The 14645-nt window shown below is 73.1% G+C and carries 14 protein-coding genes; 11 read left to right on the forward strand and 3 right to left on the reverse strand.

Annotated elements, in window-relative coordinates:
* Positions 1-108: 108 nt before the first annotated feature.
* Positions 109-1104: a TAXI family TRAP transporter solute-binding subunit gene (locus ABZ128_RS21345; RefSeq protein WP_356850307.1), complete on the forward strand. Its 996-nt coding sequence runs from the start codon at positions 109-111 to the stop codon at positions 1102-1104.
* Positions 1105-1163: 59 nt separating this feature from the next.
* On the opposite strand, the gene ABZ128_RS21350 is transcribed toward ABZ128_RS21345, so the two are convergent.
* Positions 1164-2096 carry an ROK family protein gene (locus tag ABZ128_RS21350; RefSeq protein ID WP_356850364.1) on the reverse strand — a complete coding sequence of 311 codons (933 nt, stop codon included), beginning with the start codon at positions 2094-2096 and terminating at the stop codon, positions 1164-1166.
* Positions 2097-2410: 314 nt separating this feature from the next.
* On the opposite strand from ABZ128_RS21350, the gene ABZ128_RS21355 reads away from it, so the two are divergent.
* Entirely contained in the window at positions 2411-3685 is a 1275-nt protein-coding gene (locus ABZ128_RS21355; protein WP_356850309.1) for a glycosyl hydrolase, read from the forward strand.
* A gap of 61 nt (positions 3686-3746) precedes the next feature.
* Positions 3747-5921: an endo-beta-N-acetylglucosaminidase gene (locus ABZ128_RS21360; RefSeq protein ID WP_356850311.1), complete on the forward strand. Its 2175-nt coding sequence runs from the start codon at positions 3747-3749 to the stop codon at positions 5919-5921.
* A 3-nt stretch (positions 5922-5924) separates the two neighbouring features.
* Here ABZ128_RS21360 and ABZ128_RS21365 read toward each other — a convergent pair whose 3' ends face one another.
* Both ABZ128_RS21365 and ABZ128_RS21370 read right to left on the reverse strand, forming a co-directional pair.
* Entirely contained in the window at positions 5925-7337 is a 1413-nt protein-coding gene (locus tag ABZ128_RS21365; RefSeq protein ID WP_356850313.1) for a HAMP domain-containing sensor histidine kinase, read from the reverse strand.
* 12 nt (positions 7338-7349) lie between these two features.
* The gene (locus tag ABZ128_RS21370; RefSeq protein ID WP_356850314.1) at positions 7350-8051 is read right to left on the reverse strand and encodes a response regulator transcription factor; all 702 of its coding nucleotides are present in this window, start codon (positions 8049-8051) and stop codon (positions 7350-7352) included.
* Positions 8052-8328: 277 nt separating this feature from the next.
* Between ABZ128_RS21370 and ABZ128_RS21375 the strand changes: the two genes are divergently transcribed.
* The 8 genes from ABZ128_RS21375 (at position 8329) to ABZ128_RS21410 (ending at position 14573) form a co-directional block, all read left to right on the forward strand.
* Positions 8329-9114 (forward strand): amino acid ABC transporter ATP-binding protein, encoded by a 786-nt coding sequence (locus ABZ128_RS21375; RefSeq protein WP_356850316.1) that lies wholly within the window; start codon positions 8329-8331, stop codon positions 9112-9114.
* An 86-nt stretch (positions 9115-9200) separates the two neighbouring features.
* Positions 9201-10049, forward strand: coding sequence for a glutamate ABC transporter substrate-binding protein (locus tag ABZ128_RS21380; protein WP_356850366.1), 849 nt, complete (start codon positions 9201-9203; stop codon positions 10047-10049).
* An 83-nt stretch (positions 10050-10132) separates the two neighbouring features.
* The gene (locus ABZ128_RS21385) at positions 10133-10807 is read left to right on the forward strand and encodes an ABC transporter permease subunit (RefSeq protein ID WP_356850318.1); all 675 of its coding nucleotides are present in this window, start codon (positions 10133-10135) and stop codon (positions 10805-10807) included.
* Entirely contained in the window at positions 10804-11697 is an 894-nt protein-coding gene (locus ABZ128_RS21390; protein ID WP_356850320.1) for an amino acid ABC transporter permease, read from the forward strand. Before ABZ128_RS21385 ends, ABZ128_RS21390 begins: the two co-directional genes overlap by 4 nt.
* Positions 11698-11878: 181 nt before the next feature.
* Positions 11879-13438, forward strand: a complete 1560-nt coding sequence (locus ABZ128_RS21395; protein ID WP_356850322.1) for an FAD-dependent monooxygenase — start codon at positions 11879-11881, stop codon at positions 13436-13438.
* A gap of 40 nt (positions 13439-13478) precedes the next feature.
* A complete protein-coding gene (locus ABZ128_RS21400) occupies positions 13479-13565 on the forward strand; it encodes a putative leader peptide (RefSeq protein ID WP_311318651.1) in 87 nt (28 codons plus the stop codon).
* A gap of 58 nt (positions 13566-13623) precedes the next feature.
* Complete coding sequence (locus ABZ128_RS21405; protein ID WP_356850324.1) at positions 13624-14187, forward strand: cysteine dioxygenase; 564 nt, start codon at positions 13624-13626, stop codon at positions 14185-14187.
* Positions 14184-14573: a rhodanese-like domain-containing protein gene (locus tag ABZ128_RS21410; protein WP_356850326.1), complete on the forward strand. Its 390-nt coding sequence runs from the start codon at positions 14184-14186 to the stop codon at positions 14571-14573. The genes ABZ128_RS21405 and ABZ128_RS21410 overlap by 4 nt, the downstream gene beginning before the upstream one ends.
* The last annotated feature ends 72 nt before the right edge of the window (positions 14574-14645 follow it).

The following is a 14645-nucleotide window of genomic DNA, read 5'->3' on the forward strand; positions in this document are numbered from 1 at the left end:
GCGGTACCCGGGAGCCCTCCGGCCCCCGGCCGCCGGGGCCCCGCGGGCAGGGCCCCGCGGGCAGGGCTCCCCGTGACAGGGCGGCGGGCGGGTGGCAGGATCGCGGCCATGGCTGTCGTACCGCCCCGCTTGCGCAGGCGCACCGCCCTGTGGGGGCTGGTGGCCGCGCTGGCCGTGCTCGGGTTGCTGGCGTGGTGGCTGCGGCCCTTCGGGGAACCGGAGCTCAAAGGGGACCTGACCTTCAGCACCGGTGTCCGTACGGGCGTCTACCACCGCTACGGGCAACTGCTGGAGCAGGCGCTCGCCCAGGACATGCCGGGGGTGCGGGTCCGGCTGGAGACCAGCCAGGGCTCCCAGGAGAACCTCCAGCGGGTGGCCTCCGGCAAGGCGGACTTCACGATCGCGACGGCGGACGCGGTCGCCAAGTACCGGGCCGACGGCAAGCCGGGGGCGGAACGCCTGCGCGGATGCGCCCGGCTCTACGACGACTACGTGCAGCTGGTGGTGCCGGCCGGATCACCGGTGCAGTCGGCGCGCGACCTGCGGGGCAAGCGGGTCGCGGTCGGCCAGGAGGGATCGGGCGTCCGGCTGATCTCGGAGCGGCTGCTGTCGGCGGCGAAACTGGACCCGGCGCGCGACATCACCCCGGTGTCCATCGGCATCGACACCATGCCGGCGGAGCTGGAGGCCGGGCGGATCGACGCCTTCTTCTGGTCCGGCGGCCTGCCGACGAACGCGGTGCGGGAGCTGTCGGAGCGGTTCGAGATCCGGCTCGTGCAACTCGGTGACCTGCTGGAGCCTCTCCAGGGCACCGGAAGCCCGGCGCGCTACTACCGGTCGGCGGTGATGCCGCAGGACGCGTACACGCGGGCCCGGAACACCTCGGCGGTGGCCACGCTGGCCGTCCCGAACCTGCTGGTGACCACCGAGGAGACGGATCCGGAGCTGACCGAGCAGTTCACGCGGACGGTGATCGCCAGCCGCGACGGGATCGGGCACGAGGTGCACGCGGCGCAGCTGGTGGACCTGCGGACGGCCATCTACACGGATCCCCTGGACCTGCACGAGGGCGCCCAGCGGTACTACCGCTCGGTGAAGCCGTGAAGCCGTGAAGCCGTGAGGCCGTGACGGGGCACTGACGCGGTGGGCCCGCAGGCCCCGCCTCAGTCCGCCGGCAGCAGCATCAGCGCGGCCGCGGCCGCCCCGATCAGGCCCGCGTGGGTGCCCAGGGCCGCCGGGAGCACGCGCAGGCCGGTCACGAACGAGAGGGTGGCGTAGTCCGCCAGGTGCGCGCGGACCGGCGCGAACAGCGTGTCACCGGCGGCGGCGACTCCCCCGCCGATGACGGCGACGTCCGTTTCGACGAGCGTCGCGGTGGCCGCGACGGCTGCGGCCAAGGCCCGGCCGGCCCGGTCGAAGGCGGCCAGCGCGACCGGGTCCCCGGCCTCGGCGGCACGCGCCACCCCCGCCGCGGAGGCGTCCCCGCCCGCGGGCGGGGTCCAGCCCTGCGCGCCCGCCCAGCGGGCAATGGCCGTGCCCGAGGCGACGGACTCCACGCAGCCGCGGGCTCCGCAGACACAGCGCTCACCGTCGAAGGCCACGCTGATGTGGCCGATGTGGCCCGCGTTGCCGGTGGGACCCGGATGAAGCCGGTTGTTCAGGACGAGCCCTCCGCCGACACCGGTGGAGACCACCATGCACAGGGCGTTGGCATGGCCCCGCGCCGCGCCCAGCCAGTGTTCGGCGGCGGTCATCGCGACGCCGTCGCCGACCAGCACGGTGGGCAGCTGCGCACCGTGGCGGGCCAGTTCTGCCATCACCCGGGCCCGGACCGGGAAGTCCCGCCACGCCTCGATGTTCACCGGGGACACCGTGCCGCGCGAGGCGTCCACCGGTCCGGCGCTGCCGATGCCGCACCGCGCCGCCGTCGCCCAGAGCGGGGAACGCGCGAGCTCGGCGACGACCTCCGCCACGGCGGCGAACACCCCGTCGCCGTCCACACCGCGGGGGGTCGGGCGGCGGGTGGTGGAGGTCATCGTGCCGTCGGGATGCACCAGCGCGCCGGCGATCTTCGTACCGCCGATGTCGATGGCCACGGTCGGGCCTGCGGCCGGGTCGGCGGCCCGGGCGGCCGGGGAGGCGGAGGGACGAGAGGTCACGGGGGCGCTCCTGAGAGGGGTCGGGACCCAGTATGCGTGCGGGGGCAGGGCCGTACGCTCCCGGGGCCGCGGCCCGGCGGACGTGCCCGGTTCTGCCCTGTTGACGTACGGGCGCGGCACGCGACAGTTTGTGGGGCCGTCCGGCGCACGCAGCACGGCCGTCCGGCGCACGCAGCACGACCCGGTTCCCCCGGCCCCAGGACCTCAGAACCGAGCACTCGGACTCCGGACCCACCGACTCCAGGACCCTCATGGACCGCGAAGCCGCTCCTCGTCCGCCGCGCACGCTCCGCTTCGGCGTCAACCACACACCGGCGCGCGGCTGGTTCCACCACTGGCTCGACTTCGACCTCGACGAGCTCAGGGCCGATCTCGACTCGATCGCCTCGCTGGGACTGGACCACGTACGGGTCTTCCCGCTGTGGCCGGTGTTCCAGCCGAACCGGTCGCTGATCCGGCCGCGCGCCGTCGAACAGCTCGTGGCGCTCGCGGACGCGGCCGCCGAGCGCGGGCTCGACGTCGCCGTCGACGGACTGCAGGGACACCTGTCGAGTTTCGACTTCCTGCCCGCCTGGACCGGGACCTGGCACCGGCGGAACCTCTTCACCGACCCGGACGTGGTCGCCGGCCAGGAGGAATACCTGCGGACGCTGGCCTGCGCACTCGCCGGCCGGCCGAACTTCCTCGGCATGACCGTCGGCAACGAGGTCAACCAGTTCTCCAGTGCGCCCCACCCCGACCCCGACCTGATCACCCCCGAACAGGCCGGCCGCTGGCTGGAGCGCATGCTGGGCGCCTGCGAGCAGGGCGCCCCCGGCCGGCTGCACGTGCACGCCGAGTACGACGCCGCCTGGTACCAGGACGGTCACCCGTTCACGGCGGCCCACGCCGCCCGGCTGGGTACGGCGACCGCCGTCCACTCCTGGGTGTTCAACGGCACCGCGCAGCGCCACGGCCGGACCGGGACCGCCACCGAGCAGCACGCCGCGTACCGGGTCGAGCTGTCGAAGGCGTGGGCGCGCGATCCGCACCGGCCGGTGTGGCTCCAGGAGGTCGGTGCGCCCGCTCCGCTGATCCCGGCCGAGCACGCGGCCGGGTTCACCCGGGCCACGCTCGCGGGGGCGCTGGACTGCCCGGACCTGTGGGGGGTGACCTGGTGGTGCTCCCACGACGTGTCCCGGGACCTCGCGGACTTCCCGGAGCTGGAGTACGGGCTCGGCCTGCTCACCAACGACCGCCGTACCAAGCCGGCCGGTGCTGCCCTCGCCCGGGTCGCGCAGGAGTGGCGGGGCCGGGAACACCGCCCGGCCGTCCGGTCCACCGCGCTCGTCGTGGACGTGGGCGGGGCCGAGGACGCGCCGAAGCGCTCGGTGTGCGCCCCCGGCGGAGCCTTCTTCGAGGCCTGGGCCGCCCTGACGGCCCAGGGGGTACGCCCCGCCGTGGTGCTGGCGGAGCTCGCCGAGGACGCCGCGCACCTGCAGGCCCGCGGGATCACGGAGGTGGTGCGCGTCTGCGATGTGCGCTGAGAACAGGGGCGGCTGACCCGCCGTTCGACCGATGCTCCCCCACCTGACCGAGGAGCCCTGCATGTCCGCGACCGACAACGGCGTCGATCCTCCTACGCCCCCCGCACACCGGCCGTCCCGGCGCCGGGTGCTCGCCGCCGTGGCCGCCGGGGCGGGGGCAGCGGCCCTGCCGGGCGCCCCTGCCCGCGCGGCGGCCCCCATGGCGGCGGCCCCGGTGTCCCCCGCGGCTCCCGGCACGGGCGCCGCCCCGCCGCTGCCGCCGGCCGGCATCGCGGGGGCCGACCTGGCCCCGTACGCCTCCTACTGGTTCCCCGACTCGCTTCCGCAGGGCGAGCCCGGCCCGGGCATCGTGTGGCGCTCCCTCAAGGAGTGGACCCCGCAGTCCGATCCGGACCTGGCCTTCAACACCGCGACCGTGCCGCTCGCCCCGCGTTTCACCCCGGTGCCGGCGAACCGGGAGGCCCGGGCGGGCCGGGCCCGGATCGCCTCGCTCGTCTCCTTCGGGCCCACCGCCCGCAATCCCGCCCAGGGCTGCGCGAGCGCCGACTACTACGCACTGACGCACTGGGCCTACCTGGACGAGCTCGTCTTCTGGGGCGGCTCCGCGGGCGAGGGGATCGTGCTCGCCCCGAACGCGCCCGTCGTCGACGCCGCCCACCGCAACGGCGTCCGGGTGCTGGGCAACATCTTCCTCCCGCCCGTCCCGTACGGCGGCGACCTGCGCTGGACGCGGGACCTGGTGCAGCGCGACGCCCTCGGCCGGTTCCCGCTCGCCGGGAAGCTCGCCGAGGTGGCGCGGACGCACGGCTTCGACGGCTGGTTCGTCAACGCCGAGACCGACGGCGGGGACAGCGAGCTCGCCTCCCGGATGCGGGAGTTCCTGCGCGCCCTGCGGGCGGCGGGCGCCCCGTACGGCCTGCGGATCACCTGGTACGACGCCATGAACAGCACCGGCCGGGTCGGCTGGCAGGGCGCGCTCAACGCGCTCAACCAGGAGTTCTTCGAGGACCGGTCGGGCCGGGTCACGGACACCGTGTTCCTGGACTTCCGCTGGACGGCCGGCACGCTGGCGCAATCAGGGGCGCTCGCCGACCGGCTGGGCCGCTCCCGCCACGAGCTGTGGGCCGCCGTCGACACCGAGGCACGCGGCTGGGATTCCGCGGTTGCCTGGGACGCGATCGTCCCGCGGGGCGGCGACCACGTGGTCAGCTACGGGTTCTACCGGCCCGAGTGGACCCTGAACCACCTCACCGACCGCTCCCCCGGTGCCTTCCACCGCGCCGACGACCGGTTCTGGACGGGCGCCTCCCTCGATCCGGCCCGCCCCGGCCCCGAGGACGGCTGGCGGGCGCCGGCCACCGTCGTCGCCGACCGCTCCACCGTCACCGCCCTCCCCTTCGCCTGCACCTTCAACACCGGGCACGGGGAGCGCTGGTACGAGGCGGGCCGGGTCGTCTCCGAGGCACCGTGGAACCACCTCGGGCTCCAGGACCGCCTGCCGGGCCGCCGCTGGGTGGTGGACACGGCAGGGGAACGCCCCTCGGTGACGCTGGACTTCGCGGACGCCTGGCGCGGCGGCTCCAGTCTCCTCGTCGCGGGGCGGCCCGGCGCCCCGGCGGCCGTGGGCCTGCACGCGACCCGCCTGCCGCTGACCCGTGCCACGGTCGTGGAGCTGGTGCACGCCTGTGCGGCAGGGCCGCTCGCCGTCGAGGTCGGTGTGGCGCTGCGCGAGCCGGCCGCCGCGGGCGAGCCGGTCCCGTACACCTGGCTGCCGGTGCCGGCCCCGGGCTCCGGACGGGGCTGGCGCAGGGCGCGGGTCGGGCTCGCGGCACTGGCGGGCCGGACCGCCTACGGGCTGGCCGTACGCCTCACGCCCCGCGGGAACGAGACGGTGGCCTGGCGGCTCGGCGCCCTGTCGGTACACGACGACACGCCCCGCCGCCGCCCGCCCGCTCCGCATGCGCTGGGCGTGGACGCCTCGGCCCAGCACGCCGGCCGGGCCTCGCTCCGGCTGTCCTGGCGGCGCGCCCCCGGCGCGGTCCGGCACTACGAGCTGTACCGGCTACTGCCCGACGGCTCCCGCCGCTTCCTCGGCGGCACCTGCGGCACGGCCCTGTACCTGCCGGACCTCGTACGCGCCGGCCGGGAGCGGGCCGCGGTCATCGAACTGCGGGCCGTCGACGAGCTCTACGGGGTCTCCGGACCGGCCCGCACCACCCTCACCTGGGCGCCTTGAGCCTCATCCGCCGTGGGGGTGGCTGCGGGGCACGGCCACCGTCACCCGGAGCCCGTGCGGCGGGTTCTTCTCGTAGGAGAGGGACCCGCCGCCCGCGGCGAGCAGGGCCCGGGAGATCGACAGGCCGAGACCGGAGCCCTTGATGTTCTGGTGGCGGCCGCTGCGCCAGAACCGGTCGCCGACGCGGAGCAGCTCCTCCTCGGTGAGACCGGGGCCGCGGTCGGCGACGACGACGTGCACGAAGGACCCGGCGGGGGCGACCGACACCTCGACCTCCTCCCCCTCGGGGGTGAACTTCAGGGCGTTGTCGATGACGGCGTCGAGCGCGCTGGACAGGGCGATGGGGTCGGCCCAGCCCGTCACGGCGGCGCGGCCGGCCTCGGTGAGCCGGACCCCCTTCTCCTCGGCCAGGGGGCGCCAGGCGGCGACCCGTTCGGCGGTCAGCTCCGCGATGTCGGTGAGGCTGAGCTCGGCGGAGGTGTGCTCGGCCAGCGCCAGGTCCAGCAGGTCGTCGAGGACCTGGGCGAGCCGCTTGCCCTCGGTGCGCACCGAGGCGATCTCCTCGTTCCCCTCGGGCAGTTCGAGGGCGAGCAGCTCGATCCGCAGGAGCAGCGCCGCGAGCGGATTGCGCAGCTGGTGGGAGGCGTCGGCGACGAACGCCCGCTGCTGCTCCAGCACCTCTTCCACGTTGTCGGCCATCTCGTTGAACGAGCGGGCGAGGCGTCTGAGTTCCGGCGGACCGCCGGAGGCGGCGACACGGGAGTTCATCCGCCCGGTGGCGATGCCGTGGGCGGCGGCGTCCAGGGTGCGGACGGGCTTGAGCACCCAGCTGGTGAGCCGCAGGGCGGCCCCGAACGCGAGGAGCATGGCGGCGGCGAGCCCGCCGAGGATGAGCAGCCAGCCCCGCAGGATCCGGGCCCGCATCTGGTCGGTGGGCGACTCGGTGACGACGACGGCGACCACGTCGCCGTCGAGGACCACCGGTGAGGCGACGAGGAGTTTGCCGTGGGTCTGCCAGGGCCACACCTGGGCCGGGTCGTGGCTGCGCCGCCCGGCGAGCGCCTCCTCGAAGGCCCGCCGTCCCTCGCCGCTCTCCGGGACCTGCCACCAGCCCGGCGCCCGCGCCATGTCGTTGTCGTCGCGGTAGAAGATGCCGACGCGGATCCCGTACAGCTCCTGATAGCGGGCGAGCTCCTGCTTGAGGGTCTCGCGGCGGTCGGCGGCGCCGGTGGACCCGGATCCCTCGGCGTCGATGACGAACTGCGCGAGGGCGGCGAAGCGGGCACTGTCGTCGATCCGGTCGACCACCACCCGCTGCTGCTGCCCCGCGGCCAGGCTGACGGCGAGCGGGAAGCCGAGGGCGAGCAGGACGCCCGCCATCAGGACGACGAGCAGCGGGAGCAGTCGGGCGCGCACGGCAGCGGTCCGCTAGGGGGCGGTGGGGGTGACGAGCCGGTAGCCCACCCCGCGGACGGTCTCGATCAGGGCGGGCATGCGCAGCTTGGAGCGCAAGGAGGCGACGTGGACCTCCAGGGTCCGCCCGGTCCCCTCCCAGCTGGTGCGCCACACCTCGCTGATGATCTGCTCGCGCCGGAAGACCACCCCGGGCCGCTGCGCGAGCAGGGCCAGCAGGTCGAATTCCTTGCGGGTCAGCGGCACGTCGGCGCCGTCCACGCTGACCCGGCGGGTGGGCAGTTCGATGCGGACCGGGCCGAGCCGGACCACGGCGGGCGCACCGGTGCCGGCGGCGGCCTCCTCGGCGGTGCCGGTGCGCCGGGCGACGGCGTGGATGCGGGCCAGGAGCTCGCCGGTGTCGTAGGGCTTGACGACGTAGTCGTCGGCCCCCATGTTGAGGCCGTGGATGCGGGAGCGCACGTCGGAGCGGGCGGTCACCATGATCACGGGCGTCGAGGTCCGCTTGCGGATCTTGCCGCACACCTCGTACCCGTCCTGGTCGGGAAGGCCCAGGTCGAGCAGGACGACACCGAAGGGCGGCGCGCCGGCGGGCAGCAGCGCCTGCAGGGCCTCCTCGCCGCTGCGGGCGTGGGTCACCTGGAAGCCGTGCCGGGCCAGGATCGCGGACAGGGCGGCGGCAACGTGGTCGTCGTCCTCGACGAGCAGCAGTCTCATGGCGTCCCCCGTTCCTGCTTTCCTTCTGATCAATGGCCGTGGTCAGGGCCACCATGCATCCACGCCGAAGAAGAGGCCCACGTCAAGGGGGGGCCCGGCCCGGCGGGCCTTCCGTTACGCACCCGGTACGAGTACGGCGCCGCCGCCGCGGCCGCGCGTACGGAGCGTATCGGTGCGAGTCCCTATCGTTATGCTCAATTCTCCCTCAGATGTGATGACGCTGTGCACGTCTCGTCACTACTGTCCTCCCAACCGAGGAGGACGGAGCAAGAGGCCGATGAGCGGAGTATCAGTGACCAAGGACGTGCAGGACGCGGCCGGCACCGCGGACGACCTGGTCGTACTGAGCAACGTCAACAAGCACTTCGGCGCGCTGCACGTGCTTCAGGACATCAATCTGAGCATTGCCCGCGGTGAGGTCGTCGTGGTGATCGGTCCCTCGGGATCGGGCAAGTCCACGCTGTGCCGGACCATCAACCGCCTGGAGACGATCGACTCCGGCTCCATCACGGTCGACGGCAAGGAACTGCCGTCGGAGGGGCGGGAACTGGCGAGGCTTCGGGCCGACGTCGGCATGGTCTTCCAGTCCTTCAACCTGTTCGCGCACAAGACCGTGCTGCAGAACGTGATGCTGGGTCAGCTCAAGGTCCGCAAGACGGACCAGGCGGCCGCCCTGGAGAAGGCCCGGTCGCTGCTGGACCGGGTGGGTGTCGGCTCGCAGGCCGACAAGTACCCCGCCCAGTTGTCCGGCGGCCAGCAGCAGCGCGTGGCGATCGCCCGTGCGCTGGCCATGGACCCCAAGGTGATGCTGTTCGACGAGCCGACGTCGGCGCTCGACCCGGAAATGATCAACGAGGTGCTGGAGGTCATGCAGCAGCTCGCCCGGGACGGGATGACGATGGTCGTCGTCACGCACGAGATGGGCTTCGCCCGCTCTGCGGCCAATCGGGTCGTCTTCATGGCCGACGGAAAGATCGTCGAAGAGGCCGCGCCCGAGCAGTTCTTCAGCAACCCGCGCAGTGACCGCGCCAAGGACTTCCTTTCGAAGATCCTGCACCACTGACGTTCTTGTCTGGTAGTGATCCGGTGGCGGCTCAGAGCTACGTGTCGCTCGTCGTCCAACAACGTCTCATCCGAGGGAAGTTCATGATGAAGGTTTTCAAGGCCGGCGCGGCCGCAGCCGTGGCCGCAGTCCTCGCCCTGACCGCGACCGCCTGCGGCGGCAGCAGCGACAAGGCGAGCAGTGACGGTGGCGCGTCCGGCGGCAAGGACAAGATCGTCATCGGCATCAAGTTCGACCAGCCGGGTCTGGGCCTCAAGACCCCCGACGGCAAGTTCTCGGGCTTCGACGTCGACGTGGCGACCTACGTCGCCAAGGAGCTCGGCTACCAGCCGGACCAGATCGAGTTCAAGCAGGCCATCAGCTCCGAGCGCGAGAACCTGATCGCCAACGGGGACGTGAAGCTGGTCGTCGCCACCTACACGATCAACGACAAGCGCAAGGCGAAGGTCGACTTCGCCGGCCCGTACTTCCTGGCCCACCAGGACCTGCTGGTCCGCGCCGACGACACCTCGATCACCAAGGCCGAGGACCTCAACAAGAAGAAGCTCTGCTCCGTCACCGGCTCCACCTCGGCGCAGAACGTCAAGACCAAGCTGGCCCCCGACGCCGACCTCCAGCAGAACCCGGGTTACTCCGAGTGCCTGACCGGCCTGGAGAACAAGGCTCTCGACGCGCTGACCACGGACGACTCGATCCTGGCCGGCTACGCCGCGCAGGAGAAGAACAAGGGCAAGTTCAAGCTCGTCGGCCTGAAGCTGAGCGACGAGCCGTACGGCATCGGCCTGAAGAAGGGCGACACCGAGCTGCAGACCAAGGTGAACGCCGCGCTCAAGAAGATGGTCGCGGACGGCTCCTGGCAGAAGGCCGTGGACAAGAACTTCGGCCCCGCCGGCTACAAGGCCGAGCCGGCCCCGCAGATCACCGAAGGCAGCTGATTCATCGGTGAGGGGTGTCGCCGCCCGCCCGCCTGGGGCGGCGGCACACCTCACCGGCCATCCTGGGGAGAGCGCAGGGCAACGTGTTCGACTTTCTTAATTCCGGGCAGTACGACGTGCTCGGAGCCTTCTGGGTGACGGTTCAGCTCACCCTCTACTCGGCGGCCGGCTCCCTGGTCTGGGGGACCGTCCTGGCCGGGATGCGGGTCAGCCCCGTCCCGCTGATGCGGGGCTTCGGCACCGCGTACGTCAACATCGTGCGCAACACCCCGCTGACCGTCATCATCATCGGCTGCTCGCTGGGTCTGAACCAGACCCTCGGCATCGCGCTCGGCGGCGGCACGTTCAAGGAGATCGGCTTCCGGCTCGCGGTCCTGGGCTTCGTCGCCTACACCGGCACCTTCGTCTGCGAGGCGCTGCGCTCGGGCATCAACACGGTGCCCGTGGGCCAGGCCGAAGCCGCCCGCGCGCTGGGCCTGAGCTTCTTCCAGGTGCTCACGCTGATCGTGCTCCCCCAGGCCTTCCGGGCGGTCATCGCACCGCTCACCAACGTACTGATCGCCCTCACCAAGAACACCACGGTGGCGGCGGCCATCGGCGTGGCCGAAGCGGCCCTGCTGATGAAGGAAATGATCGAGAACGAGCCGCAGGCGCTCTTCGCGGTCTTCGGGATCTTCGCCTTCGGCTTCGTCCTGCTGACCCTGCCCACCGGCCTGCTGCTGGGCTGGGTGTCCAAGCGAGTGGCGGTGAAGCGATGAGTTCCGTGCTGTACGACACCCCCGGCCCCAAGGCCAGGGCGCGCAACTGGATCTACACGGCAGCCTTCCTGGTCGTGTTCGGCCTGGCGATGTGGTGGGTCCTGGCCACCATGGCCGACAAGAACCAGCTCGACGCCGACAAGTGGAGCCCGTTCGTCACCGACGGGGAGGTCTGGACGACCTTCCTGCTGCCGGGGCTCGGCGAGACGCTGAAGGCCGGCCTCATCGCCATGGTCATCGCGCTGCCGCTGGGTGCGGTCCTCGGGATCGGCCGGCTCTCCGACCACCGGTGGGTCCGGATCCCCGTGGGCGCCTGGGTCGAGTTCTTCCGCGCCATTCCGGTGCTGATGCTGATGCTGTTCGGCTCCGCGCTGTACGTGCGCTTCAGCACCGTCAGCTCCGAGCTGCGGCCGCTGTACGCGGTGGTCACCGGTCTGGTCCTGTACAACTCCGCGGTCATCGCCGAGATCGTCGTGGCCGGCATCCGGTCGCTGCCGCGGGGCCAGACCGACGCGGCCAAGGCGATCGGCATGCGCAAGGGCCAGATCATGACGTACGTCCTGGTCCCGCAGGCCGTGACGGCGATGCTGCCGGCCCTGGTCAGCCAGCTCGTGGTCATCCTGAAGGACACCGCCATCGGCGGCGCGGTGCTCGGTCTCGGCGAGCTGCTCTCGATGAACCGGCAGATCTCGGCGAACTACAGCAACACCATCGCGACCCTCGTCGTGATCGCGCTGCTGTTCATCCTCGTGAACTTCGCGCTCACCACCTTCGCCTCCTGGCTCGAAGGCCGGCTGCGCAGGTCCCAGAAGGGCACCGGGGCGTTCGTCGCCGGGGACGTGGCCGAGGTCGACGCGGGCGGAGCGGCCGGCGTGGGCGAGGCCCCCTGAGGCGTCCCTCCCCGTACGCGGGGCCCTGACGCCCGGTCAGTACACTGGCGTGGCACATGTGGTGCGGCGGAACTCATCCGCCGCACCACACGCATGCTCGGGACCGGCGTCACTTGACGCAGGCACCTCCAGTGGGTTGCATACGTTCTGTGATCACATACCGGACATCGGGAGCCGCATCATGGACCCGGTGATCGTCGTCGGCGCGGGCCCGGTCGGACTGTCCCTGTCCCTCGCCCTGGCCGGCCAGGGCGTGCCCTCCGTGCTGCTCGACGAGGGGCCCGGGAAGGACGAACCACGACCGGCCCGTACGGTCGTCCTGCACGCCGACACCGCGGCCATGGTGCACCGGCTGGGCTGTACGACCCTGCGCGACGAGGGCGCGTACTACGCGGCCTGGCGCATGCGGCGCGGCCGGGACACCCGGCGCACCACCTTCGAGGACGGCCCCGCCCCGCTGCACGTCCCGCAGCACGCCCTCACGCGCGGGCTGCGCCACGCGGCCACCGCGCACCCGCTGGTCCAGCTGGTCACCGACAGCCGACTGGACCTGCTGGAGCAGGACGACCACGGGATCACCGCGCACACCCTCGGCGCCGAGACCACCTGGTGGCGCGGCAGCCACCTGGTCGGCTGCGACGGGGCCCGCTCCACCGTCCGCAAACTGCTCGGCATCCGCTTCCCCGGCCGCACCGCCGTGGAACGGCACGCCGTGGCGGCGCTGCGCACCGAACTCCCCTGGCCCGGCGAGGCCCTGCTGCACCGCGACCCGCCCCGGGAGACCATCGCCCGCCCCCTGCCCGACGGGGTGTGGCGGCTGGACTGGCTGCTCCCGGCCCGCGGCGACCTGGTCACCCCCGACACGCTGGTCACCCTCGTCCGGGACACCCTGGCCTCCTGGTGCGGGGGCACCACTCCCCCGTACGACCTCATCGACACCGGTGTCCACACGCTGCACCACCGGCTCGCCCGGCGCTGGCGGGACGGCCGTGCCTTCCTCGCCGGGGACGCCGCCCACCTGCTGGGCGCGCTCGGCACCCAGGGCGTCGAGGAGGGGCTCCGCGACGCCGAGAACCTGGCCTGGAAGCTCGCCCTGGCCTGGCACCAGGGGGCTTCCGAGGCGCTGCTCGACAGCTACGAGGACGAACGGCGCCGGGCGGTCGCGGCCCGGCTGCGCGCCGCCGACCAGGCGATGCCGGTGCTGCGCGGCGGAGGCGGCCTGCGGACCCTGCTGCCCGGCACCGCCCGCGCCGGCGAACTCCTGCTCACCGACGGCCACCTGGGCCGGGGATCACTGGGCGCGGAGCCCGCGTACGCCCCGCCGGTCGCCGTGCGCGAGGTCCCCACCGCCACCGAACCGGGCGGGCCCGTGGCGAACGTCGCGGTGACCGCTCCCGACGGGTCGACCGTGCCGCTGCGGGACCTGCTGGGGCGGGGCCGCCTGCTGGTGGTGCTGGTCGCTCCCGGCACCGGTGTCTGGGACCGGCGGCACTGGCTGGGCGCGGGGCTGATGCCCCGGCTCGCGGCGGCGGTGAGCGCCCTTCCGGTGCGCACGGAACTGCTGGTCGCGGACGGCTACCCGGGGGCGGCGGCGCACACCGTCCTGCTGGTCCGGCCCGACGGGCACCTCGCCGCCACCTTCGCGGGGGTCCGGCCGGCAGAGCTGTACGAGGCGGCCGACGCGGTGCGCATGGGCGCGCCCGCCTCGCTCCAGGAGTCCTCCACGACACTTCGGCCGTGATCGATTGACGGCCTTGCGTCTCCGTGCTTCACTCGCCGACATGACCGGCAACGACGTGCGCCTGTGGCGGAGGGTCCATATGGACCTGCTCCGCTATGCGGGCTGCGTGTGTCGCCCTTCCTGCTGATTCGCCCTTCCTCCGCGCTCCGCGCGCACGTTCGCGAACCCCCAGGACGGTCATCTCCATGCCCACGCCCGTGCCCCCGCACGCCCCTGCGCCTGCCCCTGCCCCTGCCCCTGCCCCTGCTCGCGCCGTCCCCGTGACGGCCGCCGAACTCCTCGACTTCGCCCTCCGCACGGCTGCCGACCCGGCCGTCGTCGACTCGCTTCCCCTGGATCCGCAGGGCCGTACGTGGATCCGGCTGGAGGGGCCGGGTGGCAGCGAGGCCTGGGTGATCGGCTGGCCGCCGGGCACCGGCACCGGCTGGCACGACCACGCCGAGTCGCAGGGCGCGTTCGTCACCGCCCGGGGCCGCCTCACCGAGCACTCGCTCGCGGTCCGGCTGCCCTCGGAGGGGTGGCGGAGCCTGGAGCTGGCGCCGGAGGTGGACCGCAGCCGGAGCCTGGATGCCGGCCGGGGCCGGTCGTTCGGGGAGCACCACGTCCACGAGGTGCTGAACGAGTCCCCGGACGAGCATGCGGTCTCGGTCCACGCGTACTACCCGCCGCTGCCGCTGATCCGCCGCTACAGCCGGACCGGGCAGGTCCTCACCCTGGAGCAGGTCGAGCGTCCGCAGGACTGGCAGTGAGCGCCGCGCCGACCGGCATCGACGCCCTGCTGGAGCAGGTCCGTACGACGTACTCCCGCATCACCGCGGCCGAGGCCCGTGCCGCGTTCCTGGCGGACGACGCCCTTCTGGTGGACATCCGCTACCAGGCGCTGCGCGAGCGCGACGGGCTGATCCCGGGCGCGCTGGTGATCGAGCGCAACGAGCTGGAGTGGCGCCTGGACCCCCAGGGCTCCCATCGCGCGCCGCAGGCCACTTCGCACGACCTGCGGGTGGTGGTGATCTGCAACGAGGGGTACGCGTCCTCGCTGGCGGCGGCCTCGCTCCATGCGCTGGGGCTCCACCGGGCCACGGACCTGATCGGCGGCTTCCAGGCCTGGAAGGCCGCAGGGCTTCCCCTCATCTGAGGGCTCTTCATCAGCTGACGCTGTTCCCCACCGGTCAACGGCACCCGGGGGCTCCCCCGCCCCCGGGCCACC

The sequence above is a fragment of the Streptomyces sp. NPDC006326 genome, assembly GCF_040612915.1.
Lineage (GTDB): Bacteria > Actinomycetota > Actinomycetes > Streptomycetales > Streptomycetaceae > Streptomyces.

Coding starts and splice junctions, on each gene's coding strand:
- ABZ128_RS21405 (WP_356850324.1), top strand. CDS start 13,624: ATGCCCACGCCCGTGCCCCCGCACGCCCCTGCGCCTGCCCCTGCCCCT.
- ABZ128_RS21380 (WP_356850366.1), top strand. CDS start 9,201: ATGAAGGTTTTCAAGGCCGGCGCGGCCGCAGCCGTGGCCGCAGTCCTC.
- ABZ128_RS21400 (WP_311318651.1), top strand. CDS start 13,479: ATGACCGGCAACGACGTGCGCCTGTGGCGGAGGGTCCATATGGACCTG.
- ABZ128_RS21355 (WP_356850309.1), top strand. CDS start 2,411: ATGGACCGCGAAGCCGCTCCTCGTCCGCCGCGCACGCTCCGCTTCGGC.
- ABZ128_RS21345 (WP_356850307.1), top strand. CDS start 109: ATGGCTGTCGTACCGCCCCGCTTGCGCAGGCGCACCGCCCTGTGGGGG.
- ABZ128_RS21360 (WP_356850311.1), top strand. CDS start 3,747: ATGTCCGCGACCGACAACGGCGTCGATCCTCCTACGCCCCCCGCACAC.
- ABZ128_RS21370 (WP_356850314.1), bottom strand. CDS start 8,051: ATGAGACTGCTGCTCGTCGAGGACGACGACCACGTTGCCGCCGCCCTG.
- ABZ128_RS21375 (WP_356850316.1), top strand. CDS start 8,329: ATGAGCGGAGTATCAGTGACCAAGGACGTGCAGGACGCGGCCGGCACC.
- ABZ128_RS21395 (WP_356850322.1), top strand. CDS start 11,879: ATGGACCCGGTGATCGTCGTCGGCGCGGGCCCGGTCGGACTGTCCCTG.
- ABZ128_RS21390 (WP_356850320.1), top strand. CDS start 10,804: ATGAGTTCCGTGCTGTACGACACCCCCGGCCCCAAGGCCAGGGCGCGC.